The organism is Pedobacter terrestris, assembly GCF_052343045.1.
Taxonomy (GTDB): domain Bacteria; phylum Bacteroidota; class Bacteroidia; order Sphingobacteriales; family Sphingobacteriaceae; genus Pedobacter.
On sequence record NZ_CP180264.1, the window covers coordinates 1,472,119 to 1,494,182 of the forward strand.

Sequence of the window (22,064 nt, forward strand, 5' to 3'; positions counted from 1 at the left end):
CGTATAAGCGTTTGTTTCGGTATATGATCGGTTTATTCTATTTAATCTTTCGATCACGCCAATTTTAAATTACTTCCGGAAAAAATTAAGGATTTAGAAACATTAATTCTTTATCCTTAATTTTTTTAGTTTTAGACTAATTCATCATGTCGCGCATCTGGCCATTCACCATTTGTTTTGTCCGGCTTTTAGCCCGAAGTTTGTAGACAAAGACAATAGATGAAAAAAATAGGACTAATTTCAGATACGCATGGTTTTTTAGACGACGCTGTTTTCAAACATTTCGATAGTTGTGATGAGATTTGGCATGCCGGAGATTTTGGTGCAAATGTGGCAGAGCCACTGGCGGCATTTAAACCCTTAAAAGGTGTGTCTGGGAATATTGATGATGCAGAAATCAGAAGTAACTTTCCAGAGAAAAATCGATTTAGGTGTGAAGAAGTAGATGTCTGGATGACGCATATTGGTGGTTATCCAGGTAGGTACTCTAGTTTTGTAAAACCTGAAATTTACACTAACCCACCAAAATTGTTCATAACAGGGCACTCGCATATTCTTAAAGTAATGTTTGATGAAAAAATAAAATGTTTGCATATAAACCCCGGTGCGGCCGGAAAACATGGCTGGCATAAGGTGAGAACTTTGATTAGGTTTTGCATAACTGACGAAAATATTCATACCTTAGAGGTTATAGAATTATCAGGTAGATAATGTAAAATATACACTAAGTATGGTTTGTGGAGTAACAACACTAGGACAGTTTATCATCGAAAAACAGGCGGATTTTCCCTATGCCAAAGGCGAACTTTCCCGATTATTGAGAGACATTGGGATTGCGGCAAAAATTGTAAACCGCGAGGTGAATAAAGCCGGTCTGGTAGATATTCTTGGTGAAGTAGGTACAACAAACATACAAGGTGAAGAACAGAAAAAATTAGATGTTTATGCCAATGACCAGTTTATTTCTGCACTTACCAGCGGTGGCGAATGTTGTATTGTGGCCACTGAAGAGGAAGATGAAATTATCCATATAGAATCTCCTGTTTCTCAGAATGCCAAATACATCGTCTGTATAGATCCTTTAGACGGTTCTTCCAATACAGATGTTAATGTTGGTGTCGGCACAATTTTTTCTATTTACCGCCGCAAAAGTACCGAAGGTAAAGCCAGCTTAGAAGATGTTTTGCAAGAAGGTACAAAGCAGGTTGCAGCAGGTTACATAATATATGGTTCATCAACCATGTTGGTATATACGACCGGGAAAGGTGTAAATGGTTTTACGCTAGATCCATCAATTGGCGAGTTTTGTTTGTCGCATCCAAAAATGAAAACGCCTCAATCTGGTAGTTTGTATTCTGTAAACGAAGGCAATTATGTTCATTTTCCCGATGGTGTAAAGAAATATATTAAATATTGCCAGGTAGAAGATGTAGCATCGAAACGGCCATATACTTCCAGATATATTGGTTCTATGGTGGGCGATATTCACCGTAACCTGATTAAAGGCGGGATTTATATTTATCCCACAACATCCCGTTCTCCTAAAGGGAAACTTCGTTTACTTTATGAATGTAATCCGATGGCTTTCATTGTAGAACAAGCCGGAGGAAAAGCGAGCACGGGTTTTAGCCGGATTCTGGATATTGTGCCTACTGAACTTCACGAGCGTGCGCCCATTTTTATCGGTTCAAAAGAAATGGTAGAAAAAGCAGAAGAGATGATGCGTTTACATTCGCCAAATCTGGAAACAGGAGATGCCACGATTGAAGCAACTCTGGTAGACCTGGGGATTGTTGGGGGAATCGATTAATGAATTTATTAAACTTTTGGTAAATCTCCGCGGATTTTCGAGTTAAGATATTTTATCAGACACATAACAAACGGCAGTTTTCGAAAGAATAACTGCCGTTAATCATACTCGTCTAAAATTGGTTCCGAATATTGTACTTCGAAATCAATGTCTTAAATTTTTGCAAAGCGTACAAATCGAACGAAACCACTTCCATCGGTTTTCCCGGAAAGTGCTTCAGTGGTCAATGGAACTTCTGCATCTTGTTGCTGATATTTTTGATTTCAACAGCAGATTCAAATCGGAGTTTATATCGTTGATCAATCCGGTCATTTTCCAGCTCCAGTACAAGTGCACTTCTTTATCCGCCCGTTACTAAAGCACCTGTTATTGCACTAATGTTTGCTGGCTTTTTGCGGTTAAATTTATAACATTCTATCAACCTGCTGTACCATTTTTTGCCAGCACCCAGCACGTACAGGTTTTTGCATATGTACCTTTCGGATCGATGAGCGAGATCGAGATTTACACACTTTAACCAACATAATTGGACATTTGAATCTTACACTTGTATTTAGAGGATTGCGGCTTGCTTTGTAAAAAATAAGAAGAAGTGCAACGGAAAATAAATATATTTTGAATCGCATAGCACCTTCGTGTTCCTGTCTCTGGAATATATCAACATAGTCAAACGTAAAAAACAATTGTAAGAATGATTTCGGATAATCGTCATTCTGGTAATTTGGTTCGACGATCTTTAAGCGATAGTGAATAGCGTAGTCAGAACGTAATCCACGTGGTATACTCCAGATCTATTGCGCCAATTCAACATATTTTAATTTGGTTGAAAATTTTTCTGGCGAATTTACCGGTTTAGGATATGTATGAAAACCATTATGTAGCGCTTAGAGCGCATTCCAACTACATTTTTGTACAAAAACAAACCATTTCTGAACAAAAGAATACCCTGTTTGGAAACCCGTATTCCTATTTTTGTTGAGCAATTTAATACGCTGGCCTGAAAATCCGCATTGCGATTGCATCTTATTGATTTAAGATATATAAGCCCACTAACCAAATAAAAATGATGAACCAATACACTTCTGGCCTGCAGCCATATTTCTGGATAATTTATGCTAAAATAACCAATGCACTTTCCATTGAATTTTGTAATTACACAACGGTCGGTTAATCTTTCATCCTATATATTCCGTTCCTTTTATGAAGCCGAAAATAAACCTCAAACCATTCTTCAGTAATATAATTAGCATAAGTATTATCTTCTTGTTACCAGTTTGGGCGACCGCGCAGAAGTCGGCAAAACATCATGGGAGTGCATATGCCATTGTTAAACCTAAATACGATGCACAATCCCTGCTGAGAAATCCTTTAAATGGATGGGTAATGTATGCTGCCCGTTATTCTGGCCCTACCTATTGGGACACTACATACTTCGTTCCGCAATTGAATAAACAAGTCAAGGCGATAGATTATGCTTCTGCTTGCTACATCCGTACCAGTTGGCGCTCATTAAACCCAAAAGCGGGTGAATATGCCTGGAAAGACTCTACCTCAAAGATCGCCAAACTCATACGCGGCGCAGAAAAAAGAGGATTACCCATTGCCTTTCGGATTGTAGTTGACGGCCGGGACCAGGGACAGAATACTCCTCAGTTTGTATTTGATGCCGGAGCGAAATTTTACCTTGAAAATCCCAAACATCCGGACAGGCAGACACCTTATCCACAAGATCCTGTCTTCAGAAAATATTATACCCAATTTATAGAAGCATTAGCCAAAGAATTTAACAACAGCGACAAAACATCATTTATTGATGCCTACGGACTGGGAAAATGGGGGGAAGCACATAATGTAATTTACGAAGATCCGAAAAATGCAACAGCAGAAAGTACGGAAAAAAACAAAGAAGAAACGCTGGACTGGATAACCGATTTGTACGCCCGTACGTTTACAAACGTACCCTTGTTAATCAATTATCATCGTCTGGTTGGACATCCGGCAAGTTGGGCACCAACAAATGCGAACAGTGCGCGGTTACTCGTTAAAGCAATTAATAAGGGTTATAGTTTAAGACATGATGCTTTCGGAATGACGGGTTATTACCAGCAATGGGAAAAGGATTTTGTAAAGGAATGGAACTTTAAACGTCCGGTAATTATGGAGGGCGGTTGGATTACCGGCGGTACGCATCAGTATTGGATCGATCCCAGCGGAAAATATCGCGAAGGTCATCCGGAAGATGTGAGAAAAGGAGAGTTTGAGGCCTCAGAAGAAGCGCATGTAAATATGATGGATTTCAGAGTGGGCGGAGAAACCGCATCCTGGTTTGGAAATTCCTTCCCTTTGGTGCAATCTTTTATCCGTAATGGCGGCTACCGTTTATATCCGGATGAAATCCATCTGCCCCAAAAGATACGGTCAGGAAATACAGCAACAATTACCCATCGATGGAAAAATACGGGGTGGGGATATTGCCCGAATAATATCCCGCAGTGGAACTACAAGTACAAGGTCGCTTTTGCGGTATTGGATGCTTCCGATAAGGTGCAGAAAATATTCGTGGATAAAGAAAGTGAACCCTCAAACTGGTTAAAAGATAAACCGGTTGCCTATACATTTAATGCTGCGGTGAAGCTTCCTCGCGGAAAATACAAATGGGCAATTGCCATTGTAGATACAACGAAAAATAATCTGCCGGGTATCAAACTTGCTATCTATACTGTACCTGTTGCAGACGGATGGATTCCGCTGAGCAACTTTCAAGTCTTTTAGTTTATGATGTATTCTTTCATAAAACCTGCCAGCAGAAAAATTGCACTTTCCGCACTTTTATCTCTTTTCATGTCTGTAGCATTTGCCCAGAACAAATACTTTAGCCGCCTGGAAGGCGATACCCTGATTATTGGAAACAAATGGATAGAAAGAAAATTTGTTTGGAATAAGGGAAATGTGAAAACCTATAGTCTTACCGATAAACAAAACGGACAACGGTGGTTAAACAGGTTAAAAACGCCCGATTTCCAACTCTCAAAAGATACAGCACAATCCGAAGGAACATACAGTTCAAGGGAAGTTAAAGAAACAGCTATTCATCCGGCCTATCTGGCAGTAGAAATCACTTCTAAAACCGGAACTCTGGAGATCAAAAAAATCTATCGGATCTATGAAAACAGTCCGGCAATTGCAACAGATTTCTATCTAAGAGGAAAAATTTCAATTTCAGAAAGCAAAATTGCCAATGCTGCAGATCAGAAAAATATCGAGTTTCTGGACGATATAAACGGGCAACAGGCGAATGCAATTCTGGATCAGATTAAATTGGACGGTTTTCATTGGCAAACGCACATTGTAGAGTTTTTTGATGTAACCGACTGGAATAATAACCTCGTTCAGGAGAAAAAAATCATTCCATACCGCAAAGCTACACATCGGGGCAATTTACTTTTCGCAAACAATGCAGAGCACAATAAAGGTTTCTTTATGCTAAAAGAAGCGCCCGCTTCCGGCGTGCAGCTGGCTTATCCGGGTTATGATTTTACTACAGACTTCGGTCATTTTACTATTGGAGGAATAGGTTTGGCAGCAAAAGACATTTCGGAAAATGACTGGACGGCGGCCTACAGTACTGTAATTGGTGTGTACGCTGGCAATGCTGGGAAAGAATTTGAAGCCCTGCGCCGGTATCAGAAAAATATTCGAAAAATATTGCCACAGCGAGACGAGATGGTAATGATGAATACATGGGGAGATCGAAGTCAGGACGCAAAAATAAACGAAAAGTTTAGCTTGCTTGAATTGGAAAAAGCAGCGCAGTTGGGTATCTCACATTTTCAGATCGATGATGGATGGCAAATAGGCAAAAGTCCAAATTCTGCATTGGCGAAAGGTTCTTTTAAAAACATATGGGATAACCCGGATTACTGGAAGCCCGATCCCGAAAAATATCCGAAAGGCTTGAGTCCAATCGTAAAACGAGCTAAAGAATTGGGTATAGAAATTTGCCTTTGGTTTAATCCGAGCATACAAAATGATTATGCCGATTGGCAAAAAGATGTGGCTGCACTGGTTAGTTTATATCATAAATATGGGATTCGGACATTTAAAATCGACGGATTGTCTATACCCACGAAACAGTCTGAAATAAATCTTCACAAGCTCTTTGATGGTGTTTTGGAACAAACCAATAATGAAGCAGTTTTCAATTTAGATGCCACAGCCGGACGGCGTGCAGGTTACCACAGTTTCAATACGTATGGTAATATTTTTCTGGAAAACCGGTATACCGACTGGCAAAATTATTATCCCTATTGGACACTTCGCAATTTGTGGCAGTTGGCAAAATACGTTCCGGCAGAGAAACTTCAAATCGAGTTTCTGAATAAGTGGAGAAATTCCGACAAATACAATGACGATATTTTTGCGCCAGGTCATTACTCCTTTGAATATCTTTTCGCAATTACCATGGCTGCTCAGCCTTTGGCTTGGTTTGAAGGTACAGGATTGCCGCCGGAAGGATTGAAAATCAGGAGTTTGATTCTGCATTACAGGAAAATACAGCATGATTTTCATTCCGGAACCATACTGCCCATTGGCGACGAACCATCAGGACGCTCCTGGACAGGCTTTCAGTCTATTCTACAAAACGGAGGCTATTTCATCTTTTACCGGGAGAATACACCCATGCAAAGCGCTATGCTGAAAACTTGGCTGCCTGCAGGAACACGGATAAAATGCACTCCGGTGTTGGGGAATGCCAAAGCCATTCAGACAACTGTAGACAATATGGGCGCTATAGAAATCACGCTGCCCAAAATCAATGATTTTGTATTGTATCGTTATGACATTCTTAAATAAGTTCACGAAAAAATGAAAGTAATTTTTGTCAACCTCATTACAACTGCCTTATTAATTTTGAACCTGGACCTTCATGCGCAGCAAATGCAAACGATGGGAAACGTATACGGCCGAAAAGTACAGTCTTTAAATGGAAAGTGGAATGCCATTATAGATCTCTATGATCAAGGTAGAAAAAATAAAATTTTCCAGAACAAAAAACCGGAAACCAAAACAGATTTTTATGAATATTCTTTTGAAAACGGCTATCGCTTAAACGTCCCGTCAGACTGGAACAGCCAGCTGCCAGAATTAAAATATTATGAAGGTACAGTTTGGTATGCTCGAAAGTTTAACCGGCCGCAAGAAAAAGATTGCCGGCAATTTTTATACTTCGGCGCAGTAAGTTACCGTTGCCGGATTTATTTGAATGGAAAAGAAATTGCAGCACACGAAGGTGGTTTCACGCCTTTTCAGGTTGAGGTTACAGCAGAGCTGAAAGAAAAGGACAACTTTATCGCGATAGAAGTAAACAATACGCGCAGCGCAGATGCAATCCCGGCAATGGCTTTTGACTGGTGGAACTATGGAGGTATTACGCGCGATGTATTTCTGGTCAGTACACCAAAGGTTTTTATCGCCGATTATCGCATTCAGCTGGATAAATATAAAGCCGATAAAATTGACGCATCAGTTAAACTTTCCGAATCCCTGGCCAATACAATGGTAACCATCCAAATTCCGGAGCTTAAATTAAAACAAACACTAAAAACGGACAAAAATGGCATTGCAAAAACAACGTTTTTAGTAAAAAATTTAAAACGCTGGTCGCCGGCTTCTCCGGTAGTATACGACGTAAACGTATCAACAGATCAAGATTCTATAGAAGATAAAATTGGTTTCCGAAACATTTGGGTTAAAGGAGAAGATATTTATCTGAATGGGAAACCTATTTTTTTGAAATCAATTTCCTTTCATGAAGAAATACCCCAACGTGAGGGGCGCGCTTTCTCTCAGGCAGATGCGGTGATGTTACTTTCTGAAGCCAGGGCTTTGGGATGTAACATGATCCGTCTGGCACACTATCCTCAAAATGAATATATCGTGAGAACTGCAGAAAAGATGGGCTTTTTGTTATGGGAGGAAATTCCGATCTGGCAAGGAATCGATTTCAAAAACGAATCTACTAAAAAGAAGGCGACCAAAATGATTGGCGAAATGGTTCAACGCGATCAAAACCGATGTGCGCTTACTTTTTGGGGTGTGGCGAATGAAACTCAGCCTTCTGCTCCGCGAAATGCTTTTATCAGGCATTTAATCGCCACATGCAAAGCTATAGATACAACCCGATTAATTACAGCTGCCTTCGATCTCGTTCATTTCAACCGTGAAAAGCAAGTTTTTGAAATGGATGATCCGTTTATTAAAGAACTCGATGTTGTAGCGGTGAACAAATACCTTGGTTGGTATCATCCCTGGCCGGTTACACCCGATAAAGCCATCTGGAACGTGGCCAAAGGACAACCTTTAATTATTTCAGAATTTGGAGGGGAAGCATTGTATGGTAAAACCGGAGATCCGGACCTTGTCAGTTCCTGGAGTGAAGATTACCAGGCCGCTTTGTACCGTGCCAACCTCGAAATGTTTAAGCATATTCCGAATTTAAGAGGAACCTCTCCCTGGGTACTATTCGATTTCCGCTCTCCATTTCGTTTTCATCCTACAAACCAGGACGGCTGGAACCGCAAAGGCCTGCTTTCTGATCAGGGCTTCAGGAAAAAAGCATGGTACCTGATGAAAGAATATTACGACAGCATTAAATAAGTACACACCTGAATCTAAATGAAATATAAACATCTCATCTGCATTTTGCTGAACCTGTTGCTCTTGCAGAATTATGCCTTAAAGGCACAAACAACGTCTATAGATTTATCGGGAAAATGGGGTTTTCAAACAGACGTGATGGATTTTCGCCGCGGATCGCTCTCTCCGCGTTACAACCACACGCTACAGGAAACAATTGTGCTGCCTGGTACAACAGACGACTACCAGATTGGCTATAAAAATCCATATCAATATATCGATCGGCTAACGCGGAAGTATGAATATATGGGGCCGGCATGGTACCAGAGAGATATTGAAATTCCTAAAGAATGGGCGGGCAAAAAGATATTTCTGTATTTTGAACGTACACATTGGCTTAGTTCTGTGTATGTAGATACTAAAGAGGTTGACAGCATAGATTATATCAGTGTGCCACATCAGCATGATCTGACACGGTTTCTAAAACCGGGAAAAACACACCGCATCACCGTTTGTGTAGACAATAGATTTCAATATAAAACCCATAAATGGGACCATGCACATACGGAATTTACACAAATCAACTGGAACGGAATTCTAGGTGAGATTAAGCTAATGGCTATTGATCCGGTATATTTGGAAGACTTGCAGGTTTATCCCAACGTTGCAGACCGGTCTGTTAAAATCCGTCTTCAAATCAATAATGAAACCGGAAAAGCTGCCTCCGGAAAAGTAAGTTTTAATATTAGCGGAAACCAGTATATGCTCCACACAGAAATTCCTGTGCAGAGTAAAGATTCTGTAACGTTTATTGAACATATCATAAAATTGGGCAAAAATGCCCGCCTTTGGGATGAATTTAATCCCAATGTTTACCAGGTTACGGCCACTTTGGCAACCAAGACCGATGAAAAAAGCTTCCGGAACGATAAAACAGTTTCCTTCGGACTTCGTGAGGTAAAACAAGGCGCGAACCATGTTATGTTAAATAACAGGCCGATTCATTTACGTGGAAATGTAGAAAATGCTGTATTTCCGAAAACGGGACACGTTCCGCTTGATGACGCTTCCTGGGAACGTATTCTGTTGCTCATGAAAGATTATGGAATGAACCACCTGCGTTTCCACTCCTGGTGCCCGCCCGATGCGGCATTCAGAATGGCTGATAAACACGGCATTTATTTCGAGGTAGAAATGCCAATGTGGGGAAAAGATGCAGAACCGGACGAACGGCGGTACAACTTTTTTCGTCGGGAAATGAAAGCTATTTTAAAAGAATATGGCAATCATCCCTCATTTGTATTGTATTGCAATGGAAATGAAATTACAGGGAATTTTGATTTTATTGAAGAGCTAACCGCCAGGGGAATCAAGTTAGATCCGCGGCATTTATATAGCGGTTCTACGGCCAGAACACGGGTAAAGTCAGATCAATATTATGTTTCCCAGCAAACCAATAAAGGCCCGGTAAAGGTGTATGAAGGTCTGGCCAATACCAATTGGGACAGAAGTATGGAAAGCGATGTAGATGTACCGGTCATTTCGCACGAATCTGGTCAGCGCTGTGTATATCCAAATTTTGATGAAATCAGGAAATATACAGATAGCCCTGTAGAGCCCCGGAACTTTGAAATCTTCAGAAACCTGTTGCAAAAAAATGGCATGTTAGATCAGGCTAAAGATTTTTTTCGCGCTTCTGGTGCATTAACGGTAATCGAGTATAAAGCCGTTATTGAAGCTTTGTTAAGGTCTTCTAAATCAGCAGGATTTCAGTTGTTGTCTATCAATGACTTTCCCGGACAAGGTTACGCACCTGTGGGGATTTTAGATCCCTTTTGGGATTCAAAAGGTTTGGTTACACCAGAAAAATTCAGAAATTTTTGTGCGCCTTCAGTCGCCTTACTCCGATATAAAAAGAGTAGTTATTTCAATAGCGAAACCTTCACAGGCAAAGCCGAAGTATACAACTTCAGCAACTCGGCCATAAAAAATGCAACACTTAAATGGTGGTTAACCGATGTCAACGGAGCTGTAATCCGACAGGGCAAACTAAAAAAACAAACTATAGCAAATGATACCGTATCGCCGGTAGGGGAGTTTTCCATTCCTTTACAGAATATTGGCTCCGGACAAAAGTATACCGTTCATCTTTCGGTTAATGATCGCATTGAAAACAGTTGGGACATCTGGGTATATCCGAAACACGAGAATGTGCTGAAATCCACTTCAGAGGTATTGTACACCAATGTACTGGATGATGCTGCAAAAAAACAACTTGCAGCGGGAAAATCAGTTGTGTTATATCCTGTTCCAGACCAGGTAAGAGGTCGAAAATCTATTTTTCACAACCATTTTTGGAACCCGATAATGTTTGCGTGGGCACCAATGACGATTGGAAACCTCATCCACAATCGGCAAGGTATGTTTAAAGATTTCACAACCGACAACCATACCGACTGGCAATGGTGGGATATCCTCAACCACGCAAAAGTTATAGAAATGCAAAATGCGCCAGATCAGCTCCGGCCGTTTATTCAGGTAATAGACAGCTACGATAGCAATAAAAAACTGGGAATTGGTTTTGAAGCAAAGGTTAACGGTGGAAAATTTCTGGTGCTGGCACTGGATACCAAAACCGACCTGGACAACCGCCCTGCTACACAGCAATTATTATTTAGTATAGACCACTATGTAAAAAGTGATCAGTTTACACCAACAGTAGCCGTAGACATGTCTTTTATCCAATCATTTTTAAACAAAGGGGCGCAAAGCGATGGGAAATAAAACAAAACTGCTGGGTATTTTAATATTGCTTTCGAAATTTCTTTATGCTCAGGAAATTATTTTCGATAAATCTGCAGATTTAAAACAAGCCTATGGAAAGTCCGAACAAGCTGAAAAACCACTGACCATGAACGATTTGAATGTAGAATCTGGTTATATTCTTTATGAAGCTGAAATCGAAACCGAGGCCGAAAATGAAAAACTATCGATCGAAAATGTACGCGATTATGCCACGGTATATGTAGATGGTAAATTTAAGGGTATACTGAAGGATGTAAAAAAAACAATTAGTTTGCCAATTTCTCCGGGCAAACATCTGCTGCAATTGTACCTCGAAAATATTGGCAGAATAACTTATGGGCCCGAAATTACAGACAATTCCAAAGGGTTATTTGGGGAAGTAACCCTTGCCGGAAATGACATCAGCAACTGGAAAATGATTGTTCTCAATATCAAAAAACTTCCCATTCAGGATTTAACTTTTATGCCCCGTACTGTCGCAGAAACCCCTGCTTTTTATCAGGGAAATTTTTTGATCAGCAAAATGCAGAATGTTTACCTGGATGTTTCTGGTTGGGGAATGGGAGAAGTGTGGATCAATAACAACTATTTAGGTGCCTATTGGGAAGAAGAAAAACAGCAATCCATTCTGATTCCGGAAAATATGCTGTCAGAAGAAAAAAATGAGATTGTCATTTTCGAGTTGAAGAATAATCATCAGAAGACAATGAAATTATCGCAAATACCAGTTTTTAAGTAAAATATGAAGAATATGATTTCGGCAATAGCCATTATTTGTATGCTCCTGGTTTCGGGTTACAAAGAAGACAAACCACTTTATAAAGACGCAAAACAGCCGATAGAAAAGCGTATCGATGATTTGGTTTCGCGAATGAATTTGCAGGAAAAGGTTATGCAGCTTAACCAGTACACGCTTGGGCGAAATGATAATGCCAACAATATGGCAGATCCGGTTAATGACATTCCGGGAGAAATCGGCTCGCTAATTTATTTTGGAAGCAATGCAGACTTACGCAACCGGGTACAGAAAAAAGCAATGGAACAAACCCGTTTGGGTATCCCGATTATTTTTGGCTATGATGTTATTCATGGTTTCCGCACAATTTATCCAATCTCGCTAGGTCAGGCGAGTTCATGGAATGCAGCATTGGTCCAAAAAGCGTGTGGCGTAGCTGCGCAGGAAGCGCGGATGTCTGGTGTCGATTGGACATTTTCTCCAATGATTGACGTGGCCAGAGATGGAAGATGGGGACGTGTTGCTGAAGGTTATGGCGAAGATACCTACACTAATGCGGTCTTTGCAGCAGCATCTGTTAGAGGATACCAAGGGGAAAATCTGGAAAGTTCAACGCAGGTTGCTGCATGCCTGAAACATTATATTGGATATGGTGCTTCAGAAGCAGGCCGGGATTATGTATATTCTGAAATTTCCAGGCAAACCCTCTGGGATACCTATATGTTGCCTTACGAAGAAGGCGTAAAAGCTGGTGCCGCAACCTTAATGAGCTCTTTTAATGACATTAGCGGAACGCCGGGTTCTGCAAACCAATATACGTTAACAGCTATATTAAAAGAACGCTGGAAACATGATGGTTTTGTGGTTTCCGATTGGGGTTCTATAGATCAGCTTCGGCCACAGGGAATTGCTGCAAACAAAAAAGAAGCCGCTTTCAAGGCCTTTACCGCAGGCGTTGAAATGGATATGATGAACAGATGTTATGACACACATCTCGGCGATTTGGTTAAAGAAGGGAAGATATCTGAAGCGCAGCTGAATGATGCTGTGAAACGGGTTCTGCGCATAAAATTCAGATTGGGTTTATTTGATCAACCGTATACACCAACCACAACTGAAAAGGAACGCTTTTACAGACCCGGAAGTTTAAAAATTGCCGAACAGCTTGCCGAAGAATCTGTTGTATTACTAAAAAACCAGGATAAAATTCTGCCTTTAACACAGACGAAAAAAATAGCAGTAATTGGCCCAGTTGCCAAAACACAATGGCAACTTCTTGGTTCATGGGCTGCACAGGGAAAGTCTGATAACATTATTTCTGTTTACGATGCACTGAAAACAGAATATGCCGGCAAAGCCGATGTGTCTTATGCGCTTGGTTGCGATTTTGACGGACAGGGCACGAAAGCATTTGACGAAGCAAAAAAACTTGCGGCATCGGCCGATGTAATTGTTTTGTGCCTGGGCGAAAAGAAAGACTGGAGCGGCGAAAATGCCTCGCGCTCCACTATCGCTTTACCAAAAATCCAGGAAGATCTTGCTGCAGAACTCGCTAAATCTGGTAAACCGATTGTGCTGGTTTTATCTAACGGAAGACCTTTAGAACTTAACCGTCTGGAACCGATAAGTAAGGCGATTTTAACAATGTGGCAACCCGGTACGCCAGGCGGAAAACCCGTTGCCGCAATATTGTCCGGTCGCGTAAATCCATCCGGAAAACTTGCGATGACATTTCCGTTTTCTACTGGACAGATTCCAATTTATTATAACCACAGGCAAAGCGCACGGCCCAATCAAGGCAAATATCAGGATATTCAAAGCACACCTTTATACGATTTTGCGTACGGACTAAGTTATACCACATTTGAATATGGCGATTTAAAAGTGAGTGAAACTCAGATAAGCCGTACTACAAAATTTACGGTAGAAATTCCGGTAACGAATACCGGAAACCGGGAAGGCATGGAAACCGTACACTGGTTTATTCAGGATCCGGTTTCGAGCATATCCCGCCCGGTAAAAGAGTTAAAATTTTTTGAAAAACAAGTGTTAAAAAGAGGAGAAACCCGGACGTTCCGGTTTGAGGTGAATCCGGAAAGAGATTTGGGCTTTGTTAACGGTGATGGAAAACGTTTTCTTGAAGCCGGCGAATATAACATCATCGTTAAGAATAAAAAGATTAAAATAGAAATCGTAGATTAACGAATCTATTTTAACCAATTCTAATCATCAACAACAGTTCAGGTAAATGAAAAAACTCATCTTGGTAGCTTGTTTTATTGCCTTTTCTCTGCAAAATCTTCTCGCAATAGATATCTCACGATATCGCTTTCATGTTATGCCGGAAACCTCGTATTATGGTGGTATACAGAGTATTGCGAAAGATAGTTTGGGCAGGATATGGTATACAGGTTTTGATGGGCTTTTCATGTACGACGGCAATAGCTTTTACCAGCTTAATGATCTTGTATACGCTATAAAACCAAACCTGAAATGGGCGTTCGGAAGTTTGCTTCGCGATAAAAAAGGCAATCTTTTTCTGGCCACCTCTCATGGTTTGCTTAAATTTGATTATGCGCGGTTTTCCTTCCAGATTGCTGTTCCGGGTAGAATTCGTTCAGTTTGTCTGAATAACGATGGCAATCTTTTCATGCTGGCAGACAAAGAGTTGATCGCCTATAATCATTTGACGTTTAAAGCCCGGCATTTTACGTTGCCCGGAAATAAGTATTTCGGTGGCGTGACGAGTGTAAATGGTAAGGTTTTTCTTGCTCAGGATGAACATTTGCTCCAGTTTGAACAAAAGACTGGGCGGTTTTCGTCTTTTGCAGATTTTGAACCCTCATCAAGCGTAGTGTCCGATGTACTGGAGCATCATGGATTGTATTATTTTTTGAGCCAGAGGAATGGAATTCATGTAACGGACGGCAATGGAGCATTGGTTAGAGAAATCCCGGTGACTTTTGGCGGCCAACCAGTTTTGGCAAAGAAAATTCATGTAGATCAATCTGGCATAATCTGGGTAGCCACTCAGGCAGGTCTTTTTCTGTATGATCCAACGCAGCAGCAATCCGGGTTTCTTCGCATGAACCTGAATGATGCATTTTCTTTGCCCAATAATTCAATCTGGACTATTTATGCTGACCCCGATCAGGGCGCGTGGATTGGCACTTATGGTGGTAAAATCGCGTATTGCTCACTTTTTGACTCTCGGGTACGGTATTTTAGTCCAACTCCAGGAGGCCTGAACCATCCCGTTGTAAGCAGTTTTCAGGAAGATCACCTCGGAAATATCTGGATTGGTACCGAAGGGGGCGGATTGAATTGCTGGAACCGGCAAAGCGATACCTTCAGCCATTTTATGAAGGCGGAGGGAAATTCTCCCAACTCCAATATGATTAAGCAACTGAAGTTTGATCCGGAAAATAAACAGCTGTTAATTGCAGCTTTCAATGGAGGCATTTCATCATACAACTTCAATCGGAAAACGTTCACCAGTTTCGATTTCGATTCTCCTGAAAGTAAAAAATCACTCACCGTTTATAGTTTCGTACAGGATAAACAAAATACCTGGTGGATGACAGATCCAGACAGGCCGTTTTTCTACAGGAAAAAAAACGATGCTGGAATAGAAATGGTTAAAGTGATTGCGTCAAATGGTAAACGGATAGATCTTGAAGTGGAAACTTTGTTTATAGACGATCAGAATCGACTTTGCTTAATTACGCATCAGGGTTTCTTTGTTGTAGACCGTACAACTTTGAAAGTTCTGGAACATCATTTTATAAAAAATGCAGCTTACGCCGTAAATTCCTTGTGCAGCTACCTCCTTGCAGCCAATGGCGATGTTTGGTTTGGAACACTTGGCAAGGGCGTTAATGTGCTAAAAAAAGATGGTACATATCGCAATTACAGTAAAGAGGATGGTATGCCCGCCAAAATGGTATTTGGTATTTTAGAAGACAATGTTTCTAAAAATATCTGGTTTAGTACCGGAAACGGCCTGTACTATTTCGACGTAAAAAAACAAAATTTTCAAAAAGCGCGTTTCTATCGCGAAAATAGTTGTGGTTCTTTCTATTTGCGGGCCGCGTATAAAACTGCCAAAGGCGAAATGTTATTCGGTGGTACCAGTGGGTTTTTAATCTTTGATCCGGCTTATCTAAACAAAAATCCACAGAAACCTCACGTATTTTTTACCGGTTTTCTAATCAACAACAAACCATTTTCAAACACTACAGAAAATAGTCCGCTGGCCAAAGACATTGGTAGTTTATCCAACCAAAAACAAGACCGCATAAACCTGTCAAGCGATCAGTCTAACGTCGAAATTCGTTTTTCCGCAAACAGCTATCTTTCTGCGAATAAGAATCAGTTTGCCTACAGGATGCTTGGCCTTGGAGACAATTGGCAGATTATCCAAACTCGGCAGAAGTTGGTGCAGTTTCTCAATTTGCCTGGCGGAGATTATACTTTTGAAATCAAGGCTTCGAATAATGATGGGATTTGGGGCGATGCCATTTCCCGCTTATATATTCATGTAGATCCACCGTTTTTTCTGTCCTGGTGGGCCTATTGTTTTTACGTAGCAATTGCGATAATACTGATGTATTTTATCATGACCTACTTTTCTAATAAAAAGGTATTCAAAGAGCGGCTTGCTTTAGAAATATTGAAGGAACAAAATATGCGCGAATTAAATAAAGCCCGTACTGATTTTTTTACAAATATTTCCCACGACCTTAAAACACCGCTTACCTTGGTCTTGCAACCACTAAAACAATTGAAGGAAACGGCGCTTTTGCAAAGTGAACAGGCCGCAGGATACATGGGACTGATTGAAAAAAATGTTACCCGAATCCAGCGAATGATCAGTCAACTCCTACGTTTCAGAGAAATAGAAAGTCAAAAAATTACATTAAGTCCGCAACCCGGAGATTTTATCAACTTTGTTAAAGACATCTTTGGCTTGTTTGAATTGTATGCCAATAAGAAAGAAATTGAAACCAGTTTTTCGGCTTTTAAAGACAGTATTTACCTTGCGTTTGACTATGATGTTCTGGAAAAAATATTAACCAATTTATTTTCAAATGCGCTGAAATATACGCCAAATCGGGGTTATGTTGGCGTGCGGATGTATGCTGCTTCTGATGAAGAAAAAAGCAGGCTGAAGAATTCGGCTGATCATGAAAACGAATACATTTCTATTGAAGTTTTAAATACCGGAGACGGTTTTTCTGAAGAACAGATTGCTGCCCTGTATACGTCATTCAACCGCCTTTCCTCTCAAAGACCAACGTTTGAGGAAAGCTCCGGATTGGGGCTGGCCATTGTAAAAGAATTGGTTGAAATTCTTGGTGGAACCATCTGGATGATAAATAAAAACGATAAAATTGCTTTCACCATAATGCTGCCGTTGAAGAAGCAGTCTGGAGTAGCCAATCTTCAGCTCGATATGTATGACTATACAATTTCTGAAATTGACGACATCATTATGCAAGAGACTAAAGATCCGGTATGTGATACAATAGAAGCAAGAAAAAGCAATAGTATTTTGCTGATCGAAGACGATCCGCAAATGCGCTTATATCTGGAACAAAGGCTTGCACAAAAATACAATGTGTATACTGCCAACGACGGAGTGGAAGGCCAAACCAAAGCAGAAAAAATTTATCCTCAACTGATTATAACCGATTTGGTTATGCCGAATAAAAACGGGTTAGACGTGTGCAGAAGCCTGCGGCAAAATTTCAAAACCAGCCACATTCCAATTGTAATGATTTCCGGAAATGGAGATGATCATCAGAATAAAATAAAAGCACTGGAGTTTGGTGCCAATGTTTTTATCGATAAACCTTTCGATGTGGATTACCTTCTTCAGCAAGTTGAAAATATTCTGAAAAACCAGCAGGAACTGAAAGAAAAATACATGAAACGGATACAGCTGGAACCATCCCATGTTACCGTAACTTCAATGGATGAAGAACTGCTCATTAAGGCAATGAAGGTTATTGAAGTAAACATTGCCAATGCAAATTATTCTGTAGAAGATTTTGTATCCGATATGAATGTTGGAAGAACAATCCTTTACCAGAAAATACACGACATTGTAGGCATGTCAATTAAAGAATTTATTCTGAATGTACGGTTGAAACGAAGTGCTTATTTACTTGAAAAGTCAGACTTGACCGTTTCGGAGGTTGCTTATCAAACAGGCTTTAACAACGCAAAGTATTTTAGTGTTTGTTTTAAAAAACAATTTGACTTTACGCCCTCAGATTTTAAGAAAAAATACTTTTCAGGCAATAAGAAATAAGCACTTCTACAAATCATTATTGAGTCTTCATGTTCGGGTTGCATATCCTTTAATTTATCTTCTGAAAAATTCTGCAAAGCAATGATCGCAGCCTACTTTTTTTTAAAATAGTGGCTGCAATCGCATATTTGTACAAAAGCAAACCATTTTTGTACAAAAGTGAACCCTCACAAATGCTTGTGTGCTATAGATTTGTCTTAACCAAATTAATAAACCTAACGATTATGACAAGCCATCTAAACACAATCTCGGCGATGCGACATGAGATAAAATTAAAGCCCCCACATCAACATGTAAATGGAAAGATTTCAGTTTCCGATTAACAGCCTACATACAACTAATCAAAACACTTAAATTTTTATCTGCGGAGGATCTATCTGCAAGCCCGGCAAAAAAAACACGGCGAAATACAGCATGTGTACACGTAGCCTGGGTAATGTTTAATGAATCTTGCTGACTCGTTTTCCACGATGAATATTGAGGCATTGATTAGCCACTGTATGTATAACAGAACAAATTTGTAAACCATTCCCTGAAGGGAACATGCGTTTTAGCCAAATCATTTCTAACCAAATATCAAACTTAATGATAAGAAGACTACACATCAGGCTTAAAATCTGGTTAATGGTGGTTGTTCTATTTTGCGTAGGGCAGGGCATATTATATGCAAAACCCAAAGAAATAGCCACTGGGGATTCAACCAATTCTGCTGCTTTACTGTTCCAGGAAATTACCGGTACGGTAAAGGATGAAAAAAATCTCCCGATTCCGGGTGCATCCGTAAAAATTAAAGGAACCACTATAGGTGTTCAGACCGATGTGGACGGAAAGTTCCGCATCAATGCAGACCGCGGCCAAACACTTGTTTTTTCCTTCATAGGCTCCGAAAGCCGGGAAGTGGTTGTGGCTTCCGCAAACCTGCTTAACGTCATATTGCCATCTACCAGCAGTTCACTCAGTGAAGTTGTTGTTAACGGATACTCTACTCAGAGAAGATCTGCTGTTACGGCGGCCATCAGTACCGTTTCCGGTCAAGATTTACTTAAAGCACCGGTAACCAATACAACAAATGCTTTGGCTGGCCGTGTACCGGGATTGGTTGTTCAACAAACATCTGGTCGCCCTGGCCTAAACTCGGCAGCATTATATATCCGTGGTCAGGTTTCACCTTCTGCTACTGCATTAATTATTGTTGATGGAGTGGAACGCACCTCGTTTGGCGATATCGATCCAAATGAGATTGAAAGCATTAACGTGCTGAAAGACGCATCTTCTACAGCTTTGTATGGGTTGAAGGGCGCAAATGGTGTTTTTGTAATTACCACAAAAAGCGGTGTTGAAGGACCTGCAAAAGTAACCTTCTCGGGCAATTTGGGAATTGTAAGCCCAACATCACGACCAGAAATTCTGGATGCGTATCAAAGTGCAATGTTGTTAACTGAAGGTCAGGTTAATGTGGGGGATCCCAGAACGTTTACCGATGAAGATCTGGCGATTTTTAAATCCGGAAGCGGAAATCCGCTGCTTTATCCAAATGTAATGTGGTACAATGAACTGGTTAAAAAGAATTGGTTGCAAAACCAGCAAAACCTGACCATTTCCGGCGGAAGTGAAAAAGTTAAATACTTCACCTCTTTTAGTCATATGAATGAAGAAGGGAATTTTAAAGAGTTTAAAACACCATTAGATTATTCTACCTCACCAAGTTACAGCCGCTACAATTTCAGGGCGCGTGTAGGGATAGATTTGACGAAAACAACCAATTTTGAAGTAAATCTTGCCGGCCGCAATGAGCATCGGTATAGCCCGGCGGGAATGAGTGAATACAACGATCCTGCAGGTGTGGTCAGCAATGGAATTGAAGGCCTTGTTGGGCGTGCCTTGAAAATGCCATCTTGGGCAGCGCCTTTTTTTAAAGACTATATCAATTCTGACGATCCGAAAATTATTGCACTTGATGGAAATTACAATCACCTTGTAAATTATGGTTTAGGAGGTGTAAACTCATTTAATCCCTATGCCTTGCTTACATATGGTGGCTACGCATTTACGGATAACAATATTGCAGAGTCTATTTTTACATTAAGACAGAAACTGGATTTTATTACCAAAGGACTTAATTTCAAAGCCCAGTTCGGATATGACGCGACTCAACTATCGGGTAAATTGCAGAGAGGGAGCGTAGGTTATTTGGAACTCGACAGAAACTCTCTCGCACTTACACCTGTAGGTGGTACATATAATGACTTTTTTGGTGCACCCGCCTATTCCAGAAGTGGGTTTACCAAAACAAACCTTCAATTGTTTTTAACCTATAGCAGAACGTTTGGAAAACACAATGTAAGTGCAAATCTAATCGGCCAGCGCGAATTACAAGGTTCAGCAGCCGCTGCGGCACCGTTTGCCAACCAGGGTTTGATAAGCGAGGCTACCTACAATTACGGAAATAAATATTTTCTTACCGCCAGTGCAACCTATAATGGTTCGGAAAACTATGCAAAAGGGTACCGCTATGGTTTTTTTCCGGCGGCAACCGTAGGGTATAATATCGCGAATGAAGAGTGGATGAAAAAATTCACCTGGATTAGCATGTTAAAAATCCGCGGGTCAATTGGCCGCGTGGGGATTCCAAGTCCGGGTACGAGCAGATTTTACTATCAAAACAGGTTTGGCGCAGGCTCTACTGTCGTATTTGGTAACCCCAATAGCAACTTCAGCGCACCTACGTATATCCAATCTCAGTTCGGAAATCCTTTCATCACGTTTGAGGTATCTCTCAAAAGAAATATCGGTATAGATCTTTCATTATTCCGTGATAAATTGAACATTACAGCAGATTTATTTGATGATGAGCGTTCCGATATCCTCACCACACGTTCTGCAACCAGTTTTGCAACATATGGAGCAACAGTTCCAAGCACAAACTATGGCGTAAATTACAATCACGGGTACGAAATTTCCGTTACATACAGAGATCGGATTAAAGACTTTACCTACGCGCTTACCGGAAACATGAGTTTTGCGCGAAATGCCCGCAGAGTATTGGATGAAGCACCTGGACTAGCAGAAAACCTCCGTGCTTCAGGTAAACCGCTCGGAACTTATTTCGGTTATCATGTACTTGGTTTTTACGCCAATCAGGAGGATATTAATAGTAGTCCGCTAAATAAAATAACGGCATATCCATCCATCCCAGGCGACTTTAAATACCAGGATGTAAATGGAGATGGCATTATTAACAACCAAGATGTAGTTGCGATCGGGCATCCAAATATTCCTGAATACAATGCCAGCTTAAATATACAGCTTGGATATAAAGGTTTTCAGCTGTCGGCACTCTTTAATGGTGTAACCAATGTAAGCTCCAATGTAGTTTTTCAAAGTGGAGGTCTAAATCAATATTATGCACCGATGCTTGACCGTTGGACACCTTCCAACACCAATGCAAGCTGGCCGGTTATACGCCCGGGACTAAATGCAAATCCCAATGAGAGCTTAAATGACTTTACTCTTCAGGACGCTTCATACATAAAACTCCGGAATATACAGCTCAGTTATACCTTACCTAAAAAATGGCTTACAAGAGTTCGGTTAAATGGTGTAACAGTTTTTATAAGCGGGCAGAATTTAAAAACATGGACGAAATTTTACGGCATAGACCCTGAAAACAGTTTGTCGGGAAATGCGTATGCCTCGTCTATCACCGCTATCCCAACTACCAAGATTGTAAACTTCGGTCTTAATCTTTCACTTTAATTCAC

Annotated in this window: 10 protein-coding genes; all 10 read left to right on the forward strand. The window is 40.6% G+C overall.

What is annotated here, in order from left to right; translation table 11 throughout:
• Positions 1-219 precede the first annotated feature (219 nt).
• Entirely contained in the window at positions 220-711 is a 492-nt protein-coding gene (locus ACJVDH_RS06390) for a metallophosphoesterase family protein (protein WP_443946728.1), read from the forward strand.
• A gap of 19 nt (positions 712-730) precedes the next feature.
• A complete protein-coding gene (gene fbp, locus ACJVDH_RS06395; protein WP_443946729.1) occupies positions 731-1,810 on the forward strand; it encodes a class 1 fructose-bisphosphatase in 1,080 nt (359 codons plus the stop codon).
• 1,263 nt (positions 1,811-3,073) lie between these two features.
• On the forward strand, positions 3,074-4,582 hold the full coding sequence (locus tag ACJVDH_RS06400) for a DUF4832 domain-containing protein (RefSeq protein WP_443946730.1): 1,509 nt from the start codon (positions 3,074-3,076) through the stop codon (positions 4,580-4,582).
• Positions 4,583-4,585: 3 nt separating this feature from the next.
• Positions 4,586-6,664, forward strand: coding sequence for an alpha-galactosidase (locus tag ACJVDH_RS06405; protein WP_443946731.1), 2,079 nt, complete (start codon positions 4,586-4,588; stop codon positions 6,662-6,664).
• 12 nt (positions 6,665-6,676) lie between these two features.
• On the forward strand, positions 6,677-8,467 hold the full coding sequence (locus ACJVDH_RS06410; RefSeq protein ID WP_443946732.1) for a glycoside hydrolase family 2 protein: 1,791 nt from the start codon (positions 6,677-6,679) through the stop codon (positions 8,465-8,467).
• Positions 8,468-8,485: 18 nt separating this feature from the next.
• Entirely contained in the window at positions 8,486-11,230 is a 2,745-nt protein-coding gene (locus tag ACJVDH_RS06415) for a sugar-binding domain-containing protein (protein ID WP_443946733.1), read from the forward strand.
• Positions 11,220-11,990 carry a hypothetical protein gene (locus ACJVDH_RS06420; protein ID WP_443946734.1) on the forward strand — a complete coding sequence of 257 codons (771 nt, stop codon included), beginning with the start codon at positions 11,220-11,222 and terminating at the stop codon, positions 11,988-11,990. The genes ACJVDH_RS06415 and ACJVDH_RS06420 overlap by 11 nt, the downstream gene beginning before the upstream one ends.
• Before the next feature lie 3 nt (positions 11,991-11,993).
• Positions 11,994-14,189, forward strand: coding sequence for a glycoside hydrolase family 3 N-terminal domain-containing protein (locus ACJVDH_RS06425; RefSeq protein ID WP_443946735.1), 2,196 nt, complete (start codon positions 11,994-11,996; stop codon positions 14,187-14,189).
• Positions 14,190-14,235: 46 nt separating this feature from the next.
• Positions 14,236-18,303: a hybrid sensor histidine kinase/response regulator transcription factor gene (locus tag ACJVDH_RS06430; RefSeq protein WP_443946736.1), complete on the forward strand. Its 4,068-nt coding sequence runs from the start codon at positions 14,236-14,238 to the stop codon at positions 18,301-18,303.
• A gap of 585 nt (positions 18,304-18,888) precedes the next feature.
• On the forward strand, positions 18,889-22,059 hold the full coding sequence (locus ACJVDH_RS06435; RefSeq protein ID WP_443946737.1) for a SusC/RagA family TonB-linked outer membrane protein: 3,171 nt from the start codon (positions 18,889-18,891) through the stop codon (positions 22,057-22,059).
• Positions 22,060-22,064 lie beyond the last annotated feature (5 nt).